Origin of the sequence: Providencia sp. PROV122 (assembly GCF_028482365.1) — a bacterium.
Lineage (GTDB): Bacteria > Pseudomonadota > Gammaproteobacteria > Enterobacterales > Enterobacteriaceae > Providencia > Providencia stuartii.
Genome location: NZ_JAMPQI010000021.1, coordinates 1 through 18,911, shown reverse-complemented (window position 1 = coordinate 18,911; position 18,911 = coordinate 1). Strand labels below are relative to the sequence as shown.

Genomic DNA, 18,911 nt, shown 5'->3' with positions numbered 1-18,911 from the left:
ATAATAGCTAATAATGACTTATCATGCTTTGAATTATAGCGAATAGTCCTCATGATAAATTTGATATAGAGGGGGGTTTTAGGTGATTTAGCCTATAAAGTGTGATCTATGCCAAGTTTTTATTAATTGTTTTTTCATACGTGGCATTTTAAGTATGGTGATGAGTAAAAAAAACATAAATTCAAATAATTACCATCATCTTTAGCAAAATGGATGGAGGGGAAATTTATTTGTACGATTGGGAATCGACTGGCCTAAAGAGAATAATAACAAAAATGTCGTTAGCTTGTATTTTTTGTCCTAAAGATTTACACAAAAATTAAATACAGTATGTTTGTGCTGTTATTTCTGACGTTTCCTTTCACGAAATAATAACCTATTTGTTTATTAATAATGAATGTCATTTATAACATCAGGTTAACATCATATTAGAAATAATCATGATTGCTTTCTCAAGTTGACTTAAGGATTAATGGTATAAAAACGTTTTTTTGCTTAATCGATTGAAGCCGAGGATAATCACGCATTATTTCGCTCACCTTGCTATATTTTTGTTTGTCTACAGCGATTATTACGGCAGCTTATACATCAATTACATTTGATTAGTGCGAATGGATTGTTTGTCAGGCAAGAGGTGAGTAAACTGCACGACTGTGTTTATTTTGGAGTTATATTAATGAGTGAAGTAGCGGACTGGCAGCCAAGCGCACCCATCGCTAACCTACTACAGCGAGCAAAAATCATCGCTGAAATTAGACGTTTTTTTACAGAGCGCTGTGTGCTTGAGGTTGAAACTCCTGCCATGAGTCAGGCGACCATCACAGATATTCACCTTGTACCTTTTAATACCCGCTTTGTGGGGCCCGGTGCAGCACAAGGGATCGATCTCTATTTGATGACCAGCCCCGAATACCACATGAAACGTTTATTGGCAGCGGGCAGTGGACCAATCTACCAACTCTGTCGTAGTTTTCGTAATGAGGAAGCAGGGAGACACCACAACCCTGAGTTCACGATGCTTGAATGGTATCGTCCACATTATGATATGTACCGTTTAATTAATGAAGTGGATGACTTGCTTCAACAGGTGCTGGATTGTGAAAGTGCTGAATTACTTTCTTATCAACAAGCCTTTTTACGTCATTTAGATATCGACCCTCTCTCGGCAGAAAAAAGCGAGTTAAAAGAAGTCGCTGCTCGGTTGGATTTGAGTAATGTCGCTGAGCACGAAGAAGATAAAGATACACTGTTGCAACTGTTATTTACGATGGGCGTAGAGCCTCATATCGGTAAAGAAAAACCAGTTGTGGTGTATCATTTTCCTGCAACTCAAGCATCTTTAGCAGAAATTAGTACTGAAGATCATCGTGTTGCAGAACGTTTTGAAGTTTATTTTAAAGGTATGGAATTGGCGAATGGCTTTCGTGAATTAACCGACGCGAAAGAGCAACGCCAGCGTTTTGAGCAAGATAACCGTCGACGTGCAGCCTTGGGGTTGCCTGTTCATCCAATTGATGAGCATTTGCTTGCTGCGCTAACCCATGGCTTACCTGAGTGCTCTGGTGTGGCTCTTGGCGTCGATCGTTTGATTATGATTGCGTTAAAGGCTGAAAAGATCAGTGATGTGATTGCTTTCCCTGTCACAATCGCTTAACAGTGTAGATTGCAGCCAAAGGGCTGCAATCTGCTTTTTAGTGATTATGGATGCTGTTTCTGTTTTTGGAGAAACTGTACACCTAAGTCAGGGAAATCTGTGAATGCACCATCTACGTCAGCTTGATTGTAGATAATATCAAAGAGTTGTTGTCCATCCTTAGCGTATTTTGGCAATTTATCGACCCGGATAGTATAAGGGTGTACCGCCATATTATTGGCATGGGCATCTTTTACCATACCCGTTAGCTTAATATTGTTAGGTGTTGAATCTTCACTAACCAACATATGGTAGTCAGGACCAATACCATCTGCATATTTAGCGACTTCCTTCATTGAGCCGGGTTTAAACATCCAATCATAACTATAGTTAACCCAAGTTCCATCTGGTTTCTGTTCTTGTGTTTCGTTCCAGTCAGTGTAGGCAATCAGCTGGATAAGTTTTAAATTCATCCCCATTTCAGGCATTAAGGTGTTCTTAATACGCTTGAGTTCATTTGCATCAAAGCATTGAAGGTAAACATTCGAGTTTTTATCGGTATAACCATACTGTTTCAAGACTTCGAGTGTTTTTTTCGTAATATCTTTGCCTTCTTGCTGGTGGAACCAAGGGGCTTTAATTTCAGGGTAGATACCAATATTTTTCCCTGTCGATTTATTCAGACCTTGAACAAATTCGATTTCTTCTTGGAAGGTATGGATCCGAAAATCAGATTTGCCCATGGGGAAGCGGTTAGGGTAGCTCTGAACCTTCTTGCCATCGACAATATCAAACCCTTCAGTGAACTTTAATGATTTGATTTCATCAAGGGTAAAGTCGATAGCATAATAGCGGCCGTCTTGACGTGCTCGATTAGGAAAACGCTCAGCGACGTCTGTCACGCGATCAAGGTAATGGTCATGAAGTACCACTAACTCATTGTCTTTAGTCATGACTAAATCTTGTTCAAGAAAGTCAGCGCCTTGCGCATAAGCCATCGCTTTTGCTGGTAATGTATGTTCTGGTAGATAACCACTGGCACCACGGTGTGCGATCACGACTTTCTCGGCGGCTTGTGCCACCGCTGAAGCTGACATCACTAAAACCATACTTGCCACCAATGTTTTTAATGGGAAGTGCATGATTGTATCTCCTTGTCACTTTTTTGGTAAAAAAAGGGCTATATCGTTTTTTGATATAGCCCAGAGCTTAGTGCGTTAACGTGAATCTTTAATGAAGTGTTAGTTCATTTTCGCTAATTCACGTTTGTGTTTAGATTCGCTAATCATCACAATAAAGAGTAAAACTACAGCGAGTGCAGAGCCACCGATCATGACGGCAAAGCCACCATCCCAACCGAAGTAGTCAACGGTATAACCAACGATAGCACTTGCCGCAACGGAGCCACCAAGGTAGCCAAATAGACCCGTAAAGCCAGCAGCAGTCCCCGCTGCTTTTTTCGGTGCAAGTTCAAGGGCATGTAGACCAATCAACATAACAGGGCCGTAGATTAAGAAGCCGATGATTAGCATACAAGCCATATCAACATTTGGGTTACCAGCAGGGTTCAGCCAGAATACAATCGTAGCAATTGTAACTAAGAGCATGAAGAAGACGCCTGTTGCTCCGCGGTTACCACGGAACACTTTGTCCGACATCCAACCACAGATCAACGTACCCGGAATACCTGCATATTCGTATAGGAAATAGGCCCAAGAGGATTTATCCATTGCAAAGTGTTTCACTTCACGTAGATAGGTAGGTGACCAATCAAGCACACCGTAACGTAATAGGTAAACAAAGACGTTAGCAATTGCGATCATCCATAACAGTTTGTTCGGGAACACATACTTCATGAAGATCTCTTTTGCCGTTAACTCTTTTTCATCTGACTCTTTGTAGTCAGGTGGATAGTCATTTTTATACTCTTCGATTGGTGGTAAACCACATGATTGCGGCGTATCACGCATGAGAGCAAAAGCAATCATTGCAACAAGGATTGCTGCGAATGCTGGCATATACAGAGCCGCTTTCCAATCGTTGAACCATGCCATACCTAGCATAAATAGTAGAGGAGGAATACCACCCCCTACGTTATGAGCACAGTTCCAAACAGAAACAATACCTCCACGTTCTTTTTGTGACCACCAGTGAACCATGGTACGACCACAAGGAGGCCAGCCCATACCTTGGAACCAACCACATAGGAACAGCAACGCGAACATGACCATGATGCTAGAGGTTGCCCATGGTACAAAGCCCATGATGAGCATGACGACTGCGGCAAGGATTAGGCCTGCCGGTAAGAATACCCGTGGGTTAGAGCGGTCTGATACAGACCCCATAATAAATTTAGAAAAACCGTACGCGATAGAGATCCCTGATAATGCAAAGCCCAGATCGCCTTTGGAAAAGCCTTGTTCAACAAGGTAAGGCATCGCTAAGGCGAAGTTTTTTCTTACCAAATAATAGGCTGCATAACCAAAGAAAATTCCCATGAAGATTTGCCAGCGTAGTCGGCGATAGACTGGATCTATCTTTTCTGCTGGCAACCTCGATATATGAGGTGCTGGCTTAAAAATGCTTAACATATAGCCTCCGATGGCTTATTAATCGTTATTTACTCTTATCTCTTATATTTCTATATAAAAGACTGTGAGTGTTTATTCTTGATAGAGTGATAAAAACGAAAGTATTCGAATTTAATTTCGAGCAATTTCTTTCATAAGTGCTCTTATGATAGTCATAAAAAAACATTTTATCTGTAATCTACTGCACAAATATCTGTTTTATTTATGGGAGGCATAGTTAAAGTCATTTAAGGAGGAAAAGAAACCATAACAGATGAAATTATTGTGATTAACATCACGAATTTTGTCTTTTTATCGCTAATTTTGGTTTGATTGCTTTCGTTTTTGTTCCTTATCAAACATCAAGCACGTTTCTTGTCTATATTTAGTTATAGATTATAAAAATAGACCATACTAAAAGTAATGTTGATTAATGTGAGGAATGCGACATGAATGGCTCATCTGTGACTGAAACGGATGTCATCATTATCGGTGGTGGCGCAACAGGTGCAGGTGTTGCTCGTGATTGCGCCCGCCGAGGATTGAAAGCAGTTTTACTCGAAAGGCATGATATTGCAACAGGCGCAACAGGACGCAACCACGGCTTGCTACATAGTGGTGCTCGCTATGCTGTCACGGACGGGGAATCAGCAAGAGAGTGTATTGAAGAAAACAAGATACTAAAACGTATTGCACATCATTGTATTGAGAAGACTGACGGTTTATTTATTACGTTGCCTGAAGATTCTCTCGAATACCAACAGCAATTTATTCAAGCTTGCCAAGCGGCAGGTATTGATGCTCATGCTCTCGACCCTGCAGAAGCGATCCGCCTTGAGCCGTCAGTCAATCCACAATTGATCGGTGCTGTGAGAGTGCCTGATGGTACTGTTGATCCTTTTCGTTTAACCGCAGCTAATATGCTGGATGCTCGCGAACATGGTGCGAAAGTGCTCACTTATCATGAAGTCATCGGACTAATTCGAGAAGGTGATAAAGTACGCGGTGTAACAGTTTACGATCATCAAGCTAAACAACAATATGATATTTATGCTGAAATTGTGGTTAATGCTGGGGGGATTTGGGGACAAAAAATCGCAGAATACGCAGATCTGAAAATCAAAATGTTCCCTGCAAAAGGTGCGCTTCTGATCTTAGGCCACCGATTAAATAACATGGTTATTAACCGCTGCCGCAAGCCTGCTGATGCGGATATTTTGGTACCTGGAGATACGATTTCACTGATCGGCACAACATCGACACATATCGAATATGATCAAATTGATAATATGTATGTGACACCGGAAGAGGTCGATATTTTGATCCGCGAAGGTTCAATGCTCTCACCTGCATTAGCGAAAACACGCATATTGCGCGCTTATGCGGGGGTTAGGCCATTAGTTGCCAGCGATGATGATCCTTCTGGTCGTAATGTGAGTCGCGGTATTGTGTTGTTGGACCATGCGAAACGCGATGGCCTTGAAAACTTTATCACAATTACTGGTGGTAAATTAATGACTTATCGCCTCATGGCTGAATGGGCAACAGATAAAGTGTGTGAAAAATTAGGGCATACCGCCAAATGCACTACAGCAGATGCCCCTTTACCAGGGTCGCAACATAGTGCTGAAGAAGCACTGCGTAACGTTATTTCAATTCCAGCCCCCATTCGTGGTTCTGCAGTCTATCGTCATGGTGACCGTGCTACCGCGATATTAACGACCGATAGACTAGATAAGAGCCTTGTTTGTGAATGTGAAGCGGTTACCGCAGGTGAAGTACGTTATGCTGTTAACTCATTAACAGTTAATAACTTACTTGATTTACGGCGTCGGACTCGCGTTGGCATGGGAACATGCCAAGGTGAGTTATGTGCTTGCCGAGCCGCTGGGTTATTAAACCGTTTTAATGTGACAACACCACATGAAACCGAACAGCAGCTAGGACATTTTTTGAATGAGCGTTGGAAAGGCGTAAGACCTATCGCTTGGGGGGATGCATTGCGAGAAAGTGAATTTACTAGTTGGGTTTACCATGGCTTATGTGGCATGAATGAAAGTACCTTAGATAAGGTTTCTAACGAGGAGGCTGACCATGAAATATGATGCAGTCGTGATGGGCGGGGGGCTCGCTGGGCTTATCTGTGGTATTCGCTTAACTCAATCAGGTTTATCTTGTGCCATTGTGAGCGCAGGGCAAAATGCGTTGCACTTTTCATCTGGATCTTTGGATTTATTAACGCATTTACCCGATGGCCAAAGCGTAGAAAAACCATTAGATGCCCTAGATAAACTGAGTGAGCAGGCGCCAGAACACCCGTATAGCCGGCTTGGTAAACTTTCGGTGATTAAACTCACTCATCTTGCAGAGACACTACTACAGCAAAGTGGCGTGAAACTTAAAGGTTCTAGCGATGAAAATCATTATCGCATAACGCCATTGGGTCATAAGCGCCTAACATGGTTGAGTCCTGAGTTTGTGCCTACAGTTAACCTCCATAAAAAAATGGATATGGGAAAAATAGCGGTTGTTGGTATTGAAGGTTTTTTAGATTTTCAGCCGCAAATGGTGTCTGATGAGTTGCAAAGAGAGGGCGTCAGCGCGAGTGCTTATTATGTTCATTTGCCGCTCCTTGATAGACTTAGAGAAAACCCCAGCGAATTTAGAGCTATCAATGTGGCACGTTGGTTAGATAGGCCTGAAAACATGGCGCAAATAGTGGCTGAAATAGCACCACTAGTCGTTGATTCTGATACTATTTTTATGCCAGCGTGTATCGGATTAGATAGTGAAGAGCCTTTGCTTGAGCTACAAAAGCAGCTTGGTAAACCCATCTACTTGTTGCCTACATTACCCCCTTCATTGCTGGGGATCCGATTGCATGAGATGCTGTTACGTCAATTTCGCCGTCAAGGTGGGATCATCATGCCGGGTGATAAGGTGACTTCAGTGAATTGTATTGGGTCACGCATAGAATCAGTGAATACACGTAATCATGGTGATATTTCACTCAAGGCTTCTCAGTTTGTCTTAGCCACCGGCAGTTTTTTTAATAATGGGCTTGTTGCTGAGTTCGATCGTATTTATGAGCCATTAATGAACCTTGATTTATGCCATATTCCTCAGCGTGCACAGTGGACCAATAAAGCATTTTTTGCTTCACAGCCATATATGACGTTTGGTGTTCAAACAGATGAGCATCTACGGGCACAAAAAGAGGGGCAAACTTTCGAAAATCTCTATGTGGCAGGCGCGGTTTTAGGCGGTTTTGACCCTTTAACTGAAGGTTGTGGCGCGGGAGTTTCATTGATAAGTGGCTTACATGCAGCAAATGAAATTGTGGGCTATTTTGAACGACAAAGAACCATGCAGGCGGAGGTGGCGCAATGAGTATTCAGGATGCAAGCTTTGAAAGTTGTATTAAATGTACTGTTTGTACGACCTATTGCCCTGTAGCGAAAGTTAATCCGTTATATCCTGGGCCAAAACAAGCGGGTCCTGATGGTGAGCGTTTACGTTTAAAAGACCCAATGTTATATGATGAGGCATTGAAATATTGCACTAACTGTAAACGTTGTGAAGTTGCATGCCCATCGGATGTTAAAATAGGCGATATTATTGCTCGTGCTCGTAATACATACAGCCAACAAAAGCCGAAATTACGTGATGCAATACTCAGTCATACCGATTTAATGGGATCACTATCGACACCTTTTGCTCCAGTGGTAAATACCATCACGGGGCTAAAACCAGTTCGTCAAATTCTCGATAAAGCTTTAAAAATTGACCATCGTCGGGAGTTGCCTAAATATTCCTTTGGAACATTTAGACGTTGGTATGCAAAACAAGCGGCGGAACAACAAAAATTTGCAGAGCAAGTTGCCTTTTTCCATGGTTGCTATGTCAATTATAACCATCCACAGCTCGGTAAAGACTTAATTAAAGTGTTTAATGGAATGGGAATTGGCGTTCAACTATTAAAACGCGAAAAATGTTGTGGTGTGGCGTTAATTGCGAATGGCTTTATGAAACAAGCTAAGCGGCAAGCAAATGTTAATTTAGAATCGCTACAAGAAACCATCCTTGAGAAACATATTCCGGTTGTTGCAACGTCATCGACGTGTACTTTTACACTCCGTGATGAGTATACACATGTTTTAGATGTCGATACCTCACAAATGCGCGATAACATTGAATTAGCAACACGTTATATCTATCGCTTATTAGAGCAAGGCCGAGAGCTTAAACTCAAGCATACACCTCTGAAAGTGGCTTATCATACGCCTTGTCATATGGAAAAAATGGGTTGGACATCATACACATTGGAGTTGATTAAGCGTGTACCTGGCGTTGAATTGATCGTACTCGATTCTCAATGTTGTGGTATTGCAGGAACATACGGCTTTAAAAAAGAAAACTATGAAGTTTCTCAAGGGATTGGCGCAGGGTTATTTCGCCAAATTGAAGACAGTGGGGTTGATATGGTGATTACAGATTGCGAAACCTGTAAATGGCAGATAGAGATGTCGACCAGTAAAAAATGTGAACACCCGATAAGCCTGTTAGCCAAAGCATTATAATAAAAATAATGAGCTGTTTAGTTAACCCGTTAGGGAGAAAGGAGCCCACCTTTCTCCCTTTTTTGTAATAGTACTGCCATATTCTATCATGTCGTAGTAACCTTATGATTTAATGCATAATGATAGGTTTGACATGTTAGGCACGGATCCCTCCTTTAGACTTAGAAAATTGACGCGAGAAGATAAGGACTTCTTTTTTCAACTGTATACGAACCTCGATGTTTTACGTTTTATTTCTAACCCAAAAACGGAAAAAGAAATTCTTGCCGCGTTTGAAAGTCGATTAATCGAATGGAATTTACATTCTGAACATTGGCTATGTTTAGTGATTGAAGATATTGAAACTCACCGGCCTATGGGATTGATTGGCTTTTGTTTATCATTAGTAAATCAACAGCGAGTCGGTGAAATTGGTTATTTGATTGACCCTACTTTTTCAGGTAAGGGCATTGCGACGTCGGCTCTGAAAATGCTGTTATCATCCCCTGATTATGCACAAATTCGCACATTTATAGCAGTAGTGACCGAAGGTAATATTGCTTCTGAAAAAGTGTTGGTTAAAAACGGATTTTCTAAACAAAAAGTGATTACTGCAAACTATGAGATTAATGGTTTTGTGTATGATGATATTTGTTATGAATTAAATCGATAAAACATCACGCTGGTGGTGAGTAAACTATACCAGCGTGATGGAGAGTTAAAGTGATTTCTGTAAAGTTTCCAGCAGTAGCAACACTGATGTTCCACCAGGATCTGCATGGCCTATACTGCGTTCACCTAAATAACTGGCTCGGCCTTTTCGTGCTTGCATAGGGATTGTTGATGCCACACCTTGTTTTGCTGCTTCTACAGCCGCACTTATTGCTTCATTTAAGGTTTGTGAAGTCGCTTTTTCAAGTGATTCACAAACAGGCCACCAAACATCGCACATGGTTTTATCATTAGGTTCGGCTTTGCCTCGTGATACAACACCTTCTGTTCCTGCTTTGAACAGCTCAGCTAAATCAGCAATGCTTAAATTTTCTTTACCCGCAGCACTTTGCGAAGCTTTAATAAAAAATGTGCCGAAGAGTGGACCACTTGCGCCACCGACACTAGATAAGAGTGTCATTCCGGTGGTTTTCAGTAAGGTAGCAATATCTTTGTCTTCAACAGAAGGTAATTTTTCGGCTACTTTCTGAAAACCACGATGCATGTTGAGTCCATGGTCGCCATCACCAATAGCGGTGTCTAGCTCGGTAAGCCGATCTTGTTCATCAGCAAAAGTTTGTGAACACTGTATCAACCAATGATAAATTTGCTGTTGTGTTAAGTTCATGATGTTTTGGCTCCATTTTTACTGCTTAATTTATTGGTTATGGGGAGTAGAAGTTTTGTGTTATCAACACTTCCAACGTAAAGCCGGGGTATTGACTGGTTCATCCCATAACATTAAGTCTTCATCATCCACTTTTAGTAGCGTAATTGAGATGCCTTGCATATCAAGTGCGGTGCAATAGGAGCCGACAAGGCTACGTTCAATAGTCAAACCAAAATCGTGACAACAAGTTTGTAGTCGGTGGTACACAGCGTACAACTCAGATAATGGTGTGGCGCCAAGGTTATTAACTAATGCAATTACGCGATCGCCTTTTTTCAGAGGGTGTTTAGTGTGTTTATGCTCTTGCCAGCAGCCATTTTCACGATCCCATTGGCGGATTATGCGTTCGTAGTGACCGTTTTCGAGCAAAGTTTCAAACATTTGATCGACAGTATCGTCTAAATTAGTAAATTTGCGCCGTTCAATGCCGGGCTCTCCGTGGATCCCCACGCCAAATTCCATTTCGTTATCTGGAAGTTCAAATGAGCGTTTTCCTGCCGCGGGTACGGTACAGGCTTGTAAGGCCACACCTAAACTATAACCATGATTATTGATCTTGTGGCCTAGTTCCACTAATTGCTCAAGAGAATATCCTTTGGTCGCTGCCGCGCCGAGTATTTTTTCCATCAAAACGGTATTAGCGACACCTCGGCGTCCTGCTGTGTATAAACTATCTTTTACTGCAACATCATCATCAACTAATACGGTAGCGATTTTGATCCCTGCATCGTGTAAGAGTTCAGCGGCCGTTTCAAAATTTAGGACGTCACCAGTGTAGTTTTTTATGATCATTAATACACCTTCGCCGCTATCGATGGCCATTGCACATTCCATCATTTGGTCTGGTGTCGGGGATGTAAACATCTCTCCTGGGCATGCCCCATCTAACATTCCTTGACCAATATATCCGCTATGCATCGGCTCATGACCGCTACCCCCACCGGAAAGTAGGCCAACTTTGCCTTTGATAGGTGTATTACTATGAACGAGGTAGGTTGGGTCAACATTCAAACGTAATTCAGGATGAGCAGCAATAAGCCCTTGATTGACTTCACTTATAATATCTTCAACACGGTTAATCAGTTTTTTCATCTTATAAACTCCAAAAGATAGAGAGTGATGGTTATTTCTGTTCGTTTGTGTTCTTTTTTGGTTGAATTAAAACGGAATTGGCGCGGTTCGTTTCGATTGTGCAACCAGACTATCACGGCTGTGAGATTATTGATGAATAAAACCAATAAAATGAGAGTTAGATCGGTAATTTTTCAGAGGTGAGTGAAGGGGAGTACTATTTCCCCTTCGCAGTTGCACTAATGTTGATTGGCGAGTTTTTGCTCGGCAGTTTTGGCAAAAAATGTCTTCAAAATAAAATTGAGTAAAACACCATAAGCAGGTAAGAAAAATAGCATACAAATAAATAGCTTAAAGGTATAGTCAACTAAGGCAATCTCTACCCAATTCGCAGCCATAAAAGGATCACTGCTTTGATAAAATGCAATAAAGAAAAAGGCAATGGTATCAATTAAATTACCGAAGAACATGGCGCAGGCGGGGGCAACGTACCAACGTTTATTTTGACGTAATCGGTTGAACACACTGACGTCCATTATTTGCCCAAGAACATAAGCCATAAAGCTAGCAGCGGCAATTCGAGCCACAAATAAGTTAAATGTATTTAATGCTGCTACTCCTTGCCATTCACCTTGAAAAAATAGAGCTGATATAACATAGGAAATGAGTAGAGCAGGCAACATGACCGCAGTGATGATCCGACGTGCAAGTGGTGCACCATAAATACGTACAGTAAGATCAGTTGCTAAGAAAATAAATGGAAAGGTAAACGCTCCCCATGTGGTGTGAAAACCGAAAATATTAATCGGCAACTGTACAAGGTAGTTACTAGAGGTAATAATTAAAATATGAAATAAAGACAGCCAAATTAATGCACTGGCTTTTTGCTGTGCTGTGAATGAAAACATATTGTACCTTTTTAAGTAGCAATGGGGTGAGGGAACCCATAAAAAAACTTTCCCGACATTGGGAAGTGCGCATAATACGCTTGTTGCGCAACAAAAGCAAAACTGTTACGTCAGAGAGGATAATTTTATTATATAATTAGAGCATCTTTTATTTTTTAGAAGCGTAGTTATGTCTGATTTATTTTTAAATGCCACTAAAACTCTTGATACACTTGGTTTGCGTTGCCCTGAGCCAGTTATGCTAGTTCGTAAAACTGTTCGAGGAATGAATGCTGGCGATACTTTACTCATCATTGCAGATGATCCTGCAACTACACGTGATATCCCCGGTTTTTGCCGTTTTATGGAGCATGAATTGCTGGCAGTTGAAACGGAACAAACCCCATACCGTTATTTGTTACGTAAAAAAACGGAAGGCCTGTAAGCCTTTTTTAGTTAAATAGGCTGCTTGCGTGCGGTGAGCTTAAAGGCTATCGCACGAATATGGCATTATTACTGGTAAGTACCCTTATCCTCTTGAATGATAAGTTGTAACTCCTCATAGCTAAAATTTAGGCTCTTCATCACAAGTTCGAAGCTTGCACCATTTTTTAGGAGTGAAAGTGCATTTTCATGCCTGGCTTTTTGCATGCCTTCTATCTTGCCTTCTATCTTACCTTCAATCTTACCTTCAATCTTACCTTCTAGTTTGGCTTTATCTTTTAAACGTTGAGCGATATTCATAGCAACACCTTGATGGTTTTCGATTTGTTCAATTAACTGTTGAATTATTTGTTCAAAATACTGAGATGAATCTAACGTAGTGAGCAGATAATTAATAATAATGCTGGTATCTTGCTCACTATTATAGTGCCTATTTAATGCTTGGGCGAGCAGACTAGTCACTTGCTGATATTCGTCACGTAGATTTTTATGCTTCAATGCAAGTTCCATTACTGCAATCTTCCGATGATTAACTAACTCATTGTCATCAATAACAGTGATATCCACTAATGGAAATGGATTAAAGTACAGTTCATCAGCGAGTTCGGGCCAAGAAAAACAGTGAGTCCATGTTTTCAAATAGGGATAGGGGGAGCTATCTCCATGGTAAAATAAAATAGGTACTACGAGTGGTAAACTTTTATGGCCTTGCTGAAGGTGTTGATTCATTGCCAAAAATGAATAATGCATTAAGCGCCAACTCATTAATTTATCAGGTGTTGATTGATGTTCAATAAGGAGGTAAAGATAGCCATCACCAACTTCTGTTTGTACAGTATAAAGAACATCAGATAATCGAGAGCGCAGTTTTTTATCGATAAAAGAAGAGTTAGTAAGTGCTAATGTATTAAAGTCACATAAAGACCGAATATGTTCTGGCAAATGAATGTCGAAAAAATCGCGAGCATTATCTATTTGGGTTAAAAAACCTTTAAAAGCGGCATCATGTGGTGTTGTAGGGGCTTTTTGTATCATACTCGCCTTCATCAATGTCCTTATGTTACGAAGATATTAGCGAATATAGAGATAAAATAGAAAAAAGTTACTCCTAATTTAACGTGAAAAAATAATTTATTTTTTATAAGCGACATCTCATTACTTGTTGTATTTAAAGTTTTTATTACTATTTAATAAAAATTAAAATGTAAGAAATGATAGTTTACTAGATAATAATGATTAAACGTTCTATTTATAACAAAGAAGCGCCGTTATGGCGCTTCTTTAATAATACAATAAATATTATTTTTTAATTTGTGGTAGTTTTACTTTTAGTAAACGTACCGCATTTGCTGTCACTAAAGCTGTTGCTCCTGAGTCAGCAAGAACAGCGACCCAAAGCCCTGTTATTCCCAGTAGGCTGGTAACTAGGAAGATTGCCTTTAACCCTAAGGCTATTGTGATATTTTCACGAATAATCTTACGAGTGGACTGTGATAAAGCAATCACTTCAGGTAATCCAGTTAAACGGTTATGAGTCAAGGCAGCATCGGCAGTTTCCAAAGCAACATCCGTTCCACTACCCATTGCTACACCAATACTTGATGCTTTCATGGCTGGGGCATCGTTAATACCATCGCCGACCATCATAGTGCTATGGTTACGGTTTAATTCCATCACAGCAGTGACTTTATCTTCAGGCAGTAAACCTGCACGGTATTCCATACCTAGTTGACCAGCTATAGCTGCGGCTGCGCGAGGATTGTCGCCTGTTAGCATCACCGCATTAACATTCAAAGCCCTTAACATACTCATGGCATCTATCGCATCGCTTCGTAATGTATCTTGCAGCGCGATTAAGCCGATGACTCGGTTATTTTCCAGTGTGATAACGACTGTTTTGCCTTCCGCCTCTAGTGATTCAACTCGATTTTGCCAAATCCTATCAAGTGGGCTATCCAAACGGCTTGGGGCGCTCACTAACACATGTTTACCATTAAGATAACCTTCAACCCCTTTCCCTGCGAGAGCCTTACGATTTTCGGCTTCAACGACGTTAATTGATAAGGCTTCTGCCTTATTTATAACGGCTTTTGCTAAAGGATGATGAGAGCCTGCCTCAACAGATGCAGTGATTTGTACTAGTTCATTTTCAGTTATACCGTCGACAGGAACCAAATCAGTAACATGAGGTTTACCTTCCGTCAACGTTCCTGTTTTATCTAGTGCAATAGTGGTGACTGAACCTAACTGTTCGAGCGCTGCACCGCCTTTAATTAATGCACCACGACGTGTGGCGGCTGCTAACGCAGAGGTGATTGCCGCAGGTGTAGAAATCACTAAAGCACATGGACAACCAATCAGCAGCAAGGTTAAACCTCTGTAGATCCACGTTTCCCATGGTGCGCCAAAGAATACGGGAGGGATCACCACGACTAATGCTGAAAATAGCATGATCAGTGGAGTATAGATACGACTAAAGCGGTCGATAAAACGTTCAATTGGTGCTCGACGTTCTTCAGCTTCCTCAATCAATTGCAAAATACGGTCAATCGCGTTTTGCCCTTGCTCTGAAACCACTTTCATCTGTACTGTGCGATCGACAGATAAGCAGCCTGCCGCTACTTTTTCGCCAACATTACGTTCGACGGGAACAGATTCACCCGTGAGTGAGCTTTCATCAAAGCTGGCGAAGCCGGAGATCAATTCCGCGTCAGTTGGTAAGCGACCACCGGGTGCAATTTCAATGATATCACCTGGGCGTAGCTGTGAGACAGGAACTGTGGTTTTCTGACCATTTTTAATTAATAAAGCTTCTTCTGGTACAAGTGCCATAAGAGCACTGACACCGCGTCGTGCTCGACCAGCAGAGTAAGACTCCAGCATTTCCCCTAACATAAATAGTAAGATAACCATCGCGGCTTCTTCTGTTGCCTGAATAAAGATGGCACCGATGGCGGCGACAGTCATCAGGGTCTCGATCGCAAAAGGTGTACCTGTACGGATCAAACGTAATGATTTACGCGCAATGGGATAAAGGCCAAATAAAGTCGTTAGTGTAAAAGCAATGAGACCAATTTGAGGGTTAATGCGCTCCACCCCCCAGCTAATAGCCATTAAGATGGCTAAGATGATCACAGGCTTCGACTCGCTTAATAGGCTAGGCGGAGGTGTAATAGCAGCAGCGCTATTGATACCAACATCTAATAGCTCATAGCCAGCCGCTTCTACGGTTGCGCGGACAGCGGAACTAATATCTTTATCGGCATCAACAACGAGTTTTTCTGTAGCAAATAGGACTTTAGCCTGTTTTACCTCAGTGATTTGTTTTACCGCATTTTCGATTTTTTGAGCGCAGCTAGGACAATCCATACCGCGAATTATCCAATTGAAACGTTGCCCTGCGGCTTGTGCAGGTGCAACATCATTTTGCAACTCACTTGAAGAACTGCAACATGCCGTATGCTGATGGCTATGCTCATGTTCTTGATGATCATGTGCTTGATGAGAGGTTGAACAGCAGCTCTGGTGCTGATGAGCCTCCTCATCATCGTCAGGATGTTTCTCGACAGTATCGTGTTCGTGAGTATGTGAGTCATTACTTACATTTTTACTGCTTTGAACCGCAGTTGAAGAGCAGCTGCTGCTCGAACAGCAAGCGCTATTATGTTGATGTGCTTCTTTATGGTTGTGTGAGTGCATATGCGCCCCCTTATCAAACAATGACCTTAATCAATATTGATAAGTCTATACTTTGGAGTCTACTCCAGAGTCAAATAGATTAGGGGATGCCAATTGATAAAAAATGCTATTTGAGAATTTTATCAATTGGCAGTGAAGAAAGTTATAAATAGACCGCGCGGATAATGAAGAATTGTCCGAGGAAATAGAGGGCCGCGACAATGGCTTTCGACGCTTTAAAAGGAAAGCGGAAACGAGCAATTAGCCAAATACAGTTAGAAATAAACAGCAAAAATGCCCCGACCATGATTGAGAAGTTGTAATCGCGACCTAGGCCAAAGAATTGGTCACCGGCTACCCAAGCCATAATCATACTCATGATTAATAATGCAAAGATCATTGCCTGTAACTCTTTGAGTTTTGTCCAAATTACACCTAAAGTGATAGCTGCAATAATCAGAGGTATTGGGAGCCAAGGGAGATATAGGCTGAAATCTAACTGCATACCAAAACTGATGGTATAAAGAAGATAACTTACAAACAGCAAGGTTACAGATGCAAGTAAGCGCTCACTTGAAAACATTCTCATCATATCGGCGAGTAATGAAACTGCCAATGCAGCAAGGATCAAATATCCTTGTGTGGTGAGAAAATCTGCATTCCAGCCCCAGAGCAATAACAGTATCAGTGTGACGGGACGAAATAACCAACGTTGCCACTCAGGGCCACGATATGCTGCATCAACATACAGCCAACCAGAAAAAAGTACTGCAAGGAATGGCCAACTAATCATAAACACATCCTTATAAATTCAATGAATGAAGCAACTAGGGTGGTGTTCCTTCTGTATGATTAAGATAAACTATACTGATGAACACTTTAAGCACAATGTTAACTTTATGAATAAACCTATCTTACTTATTATCGTATTGGCGATTATTGCTGTCTTGGCAACAAAGCGCTTTTTTGACCAACGCAAGCAAAATGAGATCAATGATAATGCTGTGCCAGTCAGTTATTCGGTGGTTGTTGATAGTAAAAAAGATTACCCTTATCCCAATATGCGTTCCCGTGAACGGGATGTGGTTTCACCTGAAACCTTTCGTTATGAGGTCTATTTTAAACCACTAAATAATACGGCTGTGATTAAAGTGATCGTCAGTGAATCTCAATATCAAGCTATTGAACAGGGTCGCCAAGGAACGCTCCGTATGCAAGGAACCCGATTCTTAAGTTTTGAGCCTGACGAATAACCTAATTATTCTTTCTTATTATTCTCAAGCGCTTGTTTTTGCTTTTTTTGCATTGCTAACATTTCAAAGACACCGAAGAAAAAAATTCGGGTCTGTAACCAGCCGGATAATTTTTCTCCTTTAGCGAGTGTTGCTTTCAGGAGGACAGTTTGCAGTGCATGCATAACAATCATAAATATCATGGCAATATCCATAAAATATTTAAATGGCTTAGGAAAAGGCTGGATTAGATTAAATATCATAAACCCCCAAACGCAAATCATTAGCACTCGACCTGCATTAACTAGCATGGCTGTTTTCCTCAATTGAATGGCGAATAAATAAACGATAAGCCACTTGCCCCGCAATTTTCTCACGATGCAGTTGCCAATTAGTGGGGATGTCAGTAAGTGGTGACTCCGCCTCTGACTCAACATATATCCAGCTTTCATCTGCCAGCCATTGGTTTTTTTCTAACAACTGGATAGTGTCGCTTAAGAGTCCTTTACGAAAAGGAGGATCAATAAATACAACATCAAAAGGTGTACCATTTTGACCCAGTATTTCAAGGCTGTTACCGTTGATAATGTTAGCATTATCAGATTGCAGGCGCGCTTTATTTTCTGTTAGTAACTGGGCGTTTTGTTTATCCAATTCAATAAACGTCACACTATCGGCAAAGCGTGATAGTGCTTCAAATCCTAATGAACCACTACCAGCAAAGCAGTCAAGGCAACGAGCTTCACGTATGATAGGCATTAACCAGTTAAATAAAGTTTCTTTGATTCTATCTGTAGTGGGACGTAAGCCCTCACTATCACGAACAGGGAGCTTTCGCCCGCGCCATTTGCCACCGATAATGCGTATCTGACCTAAAGAGGCGCTTTGTGGTTTTTTTGCCATAATATCCATTGCTACTCAGTTTTGTTGAGCTTTATAAAATGCGTTGTCTTATTGTAACGCGCCATTTTCACAGTTTTAACTTAAAAAATCAGATTAAATTGTCATGATTTTTCTTTCAGATATGTGTTGCGGCGCGATGAAATGATAGACTGCATGTAATTTTATTGCGATTTAATTATGAAGCGCCATGTTTTTACCGCGAGGAGTGTAGTGGCTGATGGCTAAAGACAAGAAAAAAGGCTTTTTCTCATGGTTGGGTTTTGGTCGTAAAGACGAGAAAGAGGCTCAACAGCAAGAAGCAGAACAACAAAAAAAGATAGATGCAGACAAAGAGATAGAGCTGCAAAAACAAGACATTGATGCTGCAAAAATGGCAGAAGAAGCTGAACGTCAGTATCAAGAGAAAAAAGCAGAGGAGCAGGCTGCAATTAAAGCGGCTGAAGAAGCCGCAGAGCGTCAGTATCAAGCAGACCAAGCTGCTATTAAAAAGGCAGAGGAAGAGGCAGAGCGTCAGCGCCAAGCCGAGCTAGCCGCAATCAAAGCGGCGGAAGAT

17 protein-coding genes and 1 pseudogene are annotated in these 18,911 nt (G+C 41.3%); 8 read left to right on the top strand and 10 right to left on the bottom strand.

Annotation, left to right across the window (positions count from 1 at the left end; genetic code table 11):
* Positions 1 to 676: 676 nt before the first annotated feature.
* The gene (epmA, locus tag PSE69_RS15370) at positions 677 to 1,654 is read left to right on the top strand and encodes an elongation factor P--(R)-beta-lysine ligase (RefSeq protein ID WP_004925785.1); all 978 of its coding nucleotides are present in this window, start codon (positions 677 to 679) and stop codon (positions 1,652 to 1,654) included.
* Between the two features lie 44 nt (positions 1,655 to 1,698).
* Here the strand turns inward: epmA and glpQ are convergent, their stop codons facing one another.
* Both glpQ and glpT read right to left on the bottom strand, forming a co-directional pair.
* Positions 1,699 to 2,775 (bottom strand): glycerophosphodiester phosphodiesterase, encoded by a 1,077-nt coding sequence (glpQ, locus tag PSE69_RS15365; protein WP_036942962.1) that lies wholly within the window; start codon positions 2,773 to 2,775, stop codon positions 1,699 to 1,701.
* A gap of 99 nt (positions 2,776 to 2,874) precedes the next feature.
* Positions 2,875 to 4,224, bottom strand: a complete 1,350-nt coding sequence (gene glpT / locus PSE69_RS15360) for a glycerol-3-phosphate transporter (RefSeq protein ID WP_004925781.1) — start codon at positions 4,222 to 4,224, stop codon at positions 2,875 to 2,877.
* 428 nt (positions 4,225 to 4,652) lie between these two features.
* Here glpT and glpA point away from each other — a divergent pair, with 428 nt between their 5' ends.
* The 4 genes from glpA (at position 4,653) to PSE69_RS15340 (ending at position 9,435) form a co-directional block, all read left to right on the top strand.
* The gene (gene glpA / locus PSE69_RS15355) at positions 4,653 to 6,308 is read left to right on the top strand and encodes an anaerobic glycerol-3-phosphate dehydrogenase subunit A (protein WP_004925779.1); all 1,656 of its coding nucleotides are present in this window, start codon (positions 4,653 to 4,655) and stop codon (positions 6,306 to 6,308) included.
* Positions 6,298 to 7,593: a glycerol-3-phosphate dehydrogenase subunit GlpB gene (gene glpB / locus PSE69_RS15350; RefSeq protein WP_053109812.1), complete on the top strand. Its 1,296-nt coding sequence runs from the start codon at positions 6,298 to 6,300 to the stop codon at positions 7,591 to 7,593. The genes glpA and glpB overlap by 11 nt, the downstream gene beginning before the upstream one ends.
* Positions 7,590 to 8,783 (top strand): anaerobic glycerol-3-phosphate dehydrogenase subunit GlpC, encoded by a 1,194-nt coding sequence (gene glpC / locus PSE69_RS15345; protein ID WP_014657520.1) that lies wholly within the window; start codon positions 7,590 to 7,592, stop codon positions 8,781 to 8,783. Before glpB ends, glpC begins: the two co-directional genes overlap by 4 nt.
* A 133-nt stretch (positions 8,784 to 8,916) precedes the next feature.
* Positions 8,917 to 9,435 (top strand): GNAT family N-acetyltransferase, encoded by a 519-nt coding sequence (locus PSE69_RS15340; RefSeq protein ID WP_053109810.1) that lies wholly within the window; start codon positions 8,917 to 8,919, stop codon positions 9,433 to 9,435.
* A gap of 45 nt (positions 9,436 to 9,480) precedes the next feature.
* On the opposite strand, the gene dhaL is transcribed toward PSE69_RS15340, so the two are convergent.
* The 3 genes from dhaL to PSE69_RS15325 form a co-directional block, all read right to left on the bottom strand.
* The gene (gene dhaL, locus PSE69_RS15335; RefSeq protein WP_014657522.1) at positions 9,481 to 10,101 is read right to left on the bottom strand and encodes a dihydroxyacetone kinase subunit DhaL; all 621 of its coding nucleotides are present in this window, start codon (positions 10,099 to 10,101) and stop codon (positions 9,481 to 9,483) included.
* A gap of 63 nt (positions 10,102 to 10,164) precedes the next feature.
* Positions 10,165 to 11,235 carry a dihydroxyacetone kinase subunit DhaK gene (dhaK, locus tag PSE69_RS15330; RefSeq protein ID WP_004925762.1) on the bottom strand — a complete coding sequence of 357 codons (1,071 nt, stop codon included), beginning with the start codon at positions 11,233 to 11,235 and terminating at the stop codon, positions 10,165 to 10,167.
* 218 nt (positions 11,236 to 11,453) lie between these two features.
* The gene (locus tag PSE69_RS15325; protein WP_004925758.1) at positions 11,454 to 12,122 is read right to left on the bottom strand and encodes a 7-cyano-7-deazaguanine/7-aminomethyl-7-deazaguanine transporter; all 669 of its coding nucleotides are present in this window, start codon (positions 12,120 to 12,122) and stop codon (positions 11,454 to 11,456) included.
* Positions 12,123 to 12,291: 169 nt separating this feature from the next.
* Between PSE69_RS15325 and tusA the strand changes: the two genes are divergently transcribed.
* Positions 12,292 to 12,546, top strand: coding sequence for a sulfurtransferase TusA (gene tusA, locus PSE69_RS15320; RefSeq protein ID WP_004925753.1), 255 nt, complete (start codon positions 12,292 to 12,294; stop codon positions 12,544 to 12,546).
* A gap of 68 nt (positions 12,547 to 12,614) precedes the next feature.
* Here the strand turns inward: tusA and PSE69_RS15315 are convergent, their stop codons facing one another.
* The 3 genes from PSE69_RS15315 to PSE69_RS15305 all read right to left on the bottom strand — a co-directional run bounded on the left by PSE69_RS15315 (position 12,615) and on the right by PSE69_RS15305 (position 17,016).
* Positions 12,615 to 13,580, bottom strand: a complete 966-nt coding sequence (locus PSE69_RS15315) for an Rpn family recombination-promoting nuclease/putative transposase (RefSeq protein WP_014657525.1) — start codon at positions 13,578 to 13,580, stop codon at positions 12,615 to 12,617.
* A 264-nt stretch (positions 13,581 to 13,844) separates the two neighbouring features.
* A complete protein-coding gene (locus PSE69_RS15310) occupies positions 13,845 to 16,244 on the bottom strand; it encodes a zinc/cadmium/mercury/lead-transporting ATPase (protein ID WP_121874566.1) in 2,400 nt (799 codons plus the stop codon).
* Between the two features lie 142 nt (positions 16,245 to 16,386).
* Complete coding sequence (locus PSE69_RS15305; RefSeq protein ID WP_004925743.1) at positions 16,387 to 17,016, bottom strand: lysoplasmalogenase; 630 nt, start codon at positions 17,014 to 17,016, stop codon at positions 16,387 to 16,389.
* A 106-nt stretch (positions 17,017 to 17,122) separates the two neighbouring features.
* Between PSE69_RS15305 and PSE69_RS15300 the strand changes: the two genes are divergently transcribed.
* Complete coding sequence (locus PSE69_RS15300) at positions 17,123 to 17,476, top strand: DUF2500 family protein (protein WP_171830701.1); 354 nt, start codon at positions 17,123 to 17,125, stop codon at positions 17,474 to 17,476.
* A gap of 5 nt (positions 17,477 to 17,481) precedes the next feature.
* Here PSE69_RS15300 and PSE69_RS15295 read toward each other — a convergent pair whose 3' ends face one another.
* Entirely contained in the window at positions 17,482 to 17,766 is a 285-nt protein-coding gene (locus tag PSE69_RS15295) for a DUF1145 family protein (protein WP_004925735.1), read from the bottom strand.
* On the bottom strand, positions 17,756 to 18,358 hold the full coding sequence (gene rsmD, locus PSE69_RS15290) for a 16S rRNA (guanine(966)-N(2))-methyltransferase (RefSeq protein ID WP_169342330.1): 603 nt from the start codon (positions 18,356 to 18,358) through the stop codon (positions 17,756 to 17,758). The genes PSE69_RS15295 and rsmD overlap by 11 nt, the downstream gene beginning before the upstream one ends.
* Before the next feature lie 217 nt (positions 18,359 to 18,575).
* Here rsmD and PSE69_RS15285 point away from each other — a divergent pair.
* Positions 18,576 to 18,911: pseudogene (locus tag PSE69_RS15285) on the top strand (signal recognition particle-docking protein FtsY); the annotation flags it as partial.

Bases quoted from the DNA above. Each gene is read 5' to 3' on its own strand.
- dhaK (WP_004925762.1), bottom strand. From the start codon at position 11,235: ATGAAAAAACTGATTAACCGTGTTGAAGATATTATAAGTGAAGTCAAT.
- PSE69_RS15305 (WP_004925743.1), bottom strand. From the start codon at position 17,016: ATGATTAGTTGGCCATTCCTTGCAGTACTTTTTTCTGGTTGGCTGTAT.
- PSE69_RS15295 (WP_004925735.1), bottom strand. From the start codon at position 17,766: ATGCTAGTTAATGCAGGTCGAGTGCTAATGATTTGCGTTTGGGGGTTT.
- PSE69_RS15325 (WP_004925758.1), bottom strand. From the start codon at position 12,122: ATGTTTTCATTCACAGCACAGCAAAAAGCCAGTGCATTAATTTGGCTG.
- glpA (WP_004925779.1), top strand. From the start codon at position 4,653: ATGAATGGCTCATCTGTGACTGAAACGGATGTCATCATTATCGGTGGT.
- dhaL (WP_014657522.1), bottom strand. From the start codon at position 10,101: ATGAACTTAACACAACAGCAAATTTATCATTGGTTGATACAGTGTTCA.
- rsmD (WP_169342330.1), bottom strand. From the start codon at position 18,358: ATGGCAAAAAAACCACAAAGCGCCTCTTTAGGTCAGATACGCATTATC.
- epmA (WP_004925785.1), top strand. From the start codon at position 677: ATGAGTGAAGTAGCGGACTGGCAGCCAAGCGCACCCATCGCTAACCTA.
- tusA (WP_004925753.1), top strand. From the start codon at position 12,292: ATGTCTGATTTATTTTTAAATGCCACTAAAACTCTTGATACACTTGGT.
- PSE69_RS15300 (WP_171830701.1), top strand. From the start codon at position 17,123: ATGAATAAACCTATCTTACTTATTATCGTATTGGCGATTATTGCTGTC.
- PSE69_RS15310 (WP_121874566.1), bottom strand. From the start codon at position 16,244: ATGCACTCACACAACCATAAAGAAGCACATCAACATAATAGCGCTTGC.
- glpC (WP_014657520.1), top strand. From the start codon at position 7,590: ATGAGTATTCAGGATGCAAGCTTTGAAAGTTGTATTAAATGTACTGTT.
- glpQ (WP_036942962.1), bottom strand. From the start codon at position 2,775: ATGCACTTCCCATTAAAAACATTGGTGGCAAGTATGGTTTTAGTGATG.
- glpT (WP_004925781.1), bottom strand. From the start codon at position 4,224: ATGTTAAGCATTTTTAAGCCAGCACCTCATATATCGAGGTTGCCAGCA.
- glpB (WP_053109812.1), top strand. From the start codon at position 6,298: ATGAAATATGATGCAGTCGTGATGGGCGGGGGGCTCGCTGGGCTTATC.
- PSE69_RS15315 (WP_014657525.1), bottom strand. From the start codon at position 13,580: ATGATACAAAAAGCCCCTACAACACCACATGATGCCGCTTTTAAAGGT.
- PSE69_RS15340 (WP_053109810.1), top strand. From the start codon at position 8,917: ATGTTAGGCACGGATCCCTCCTTTAGACTTAGAAAATTGACGCGAGAA.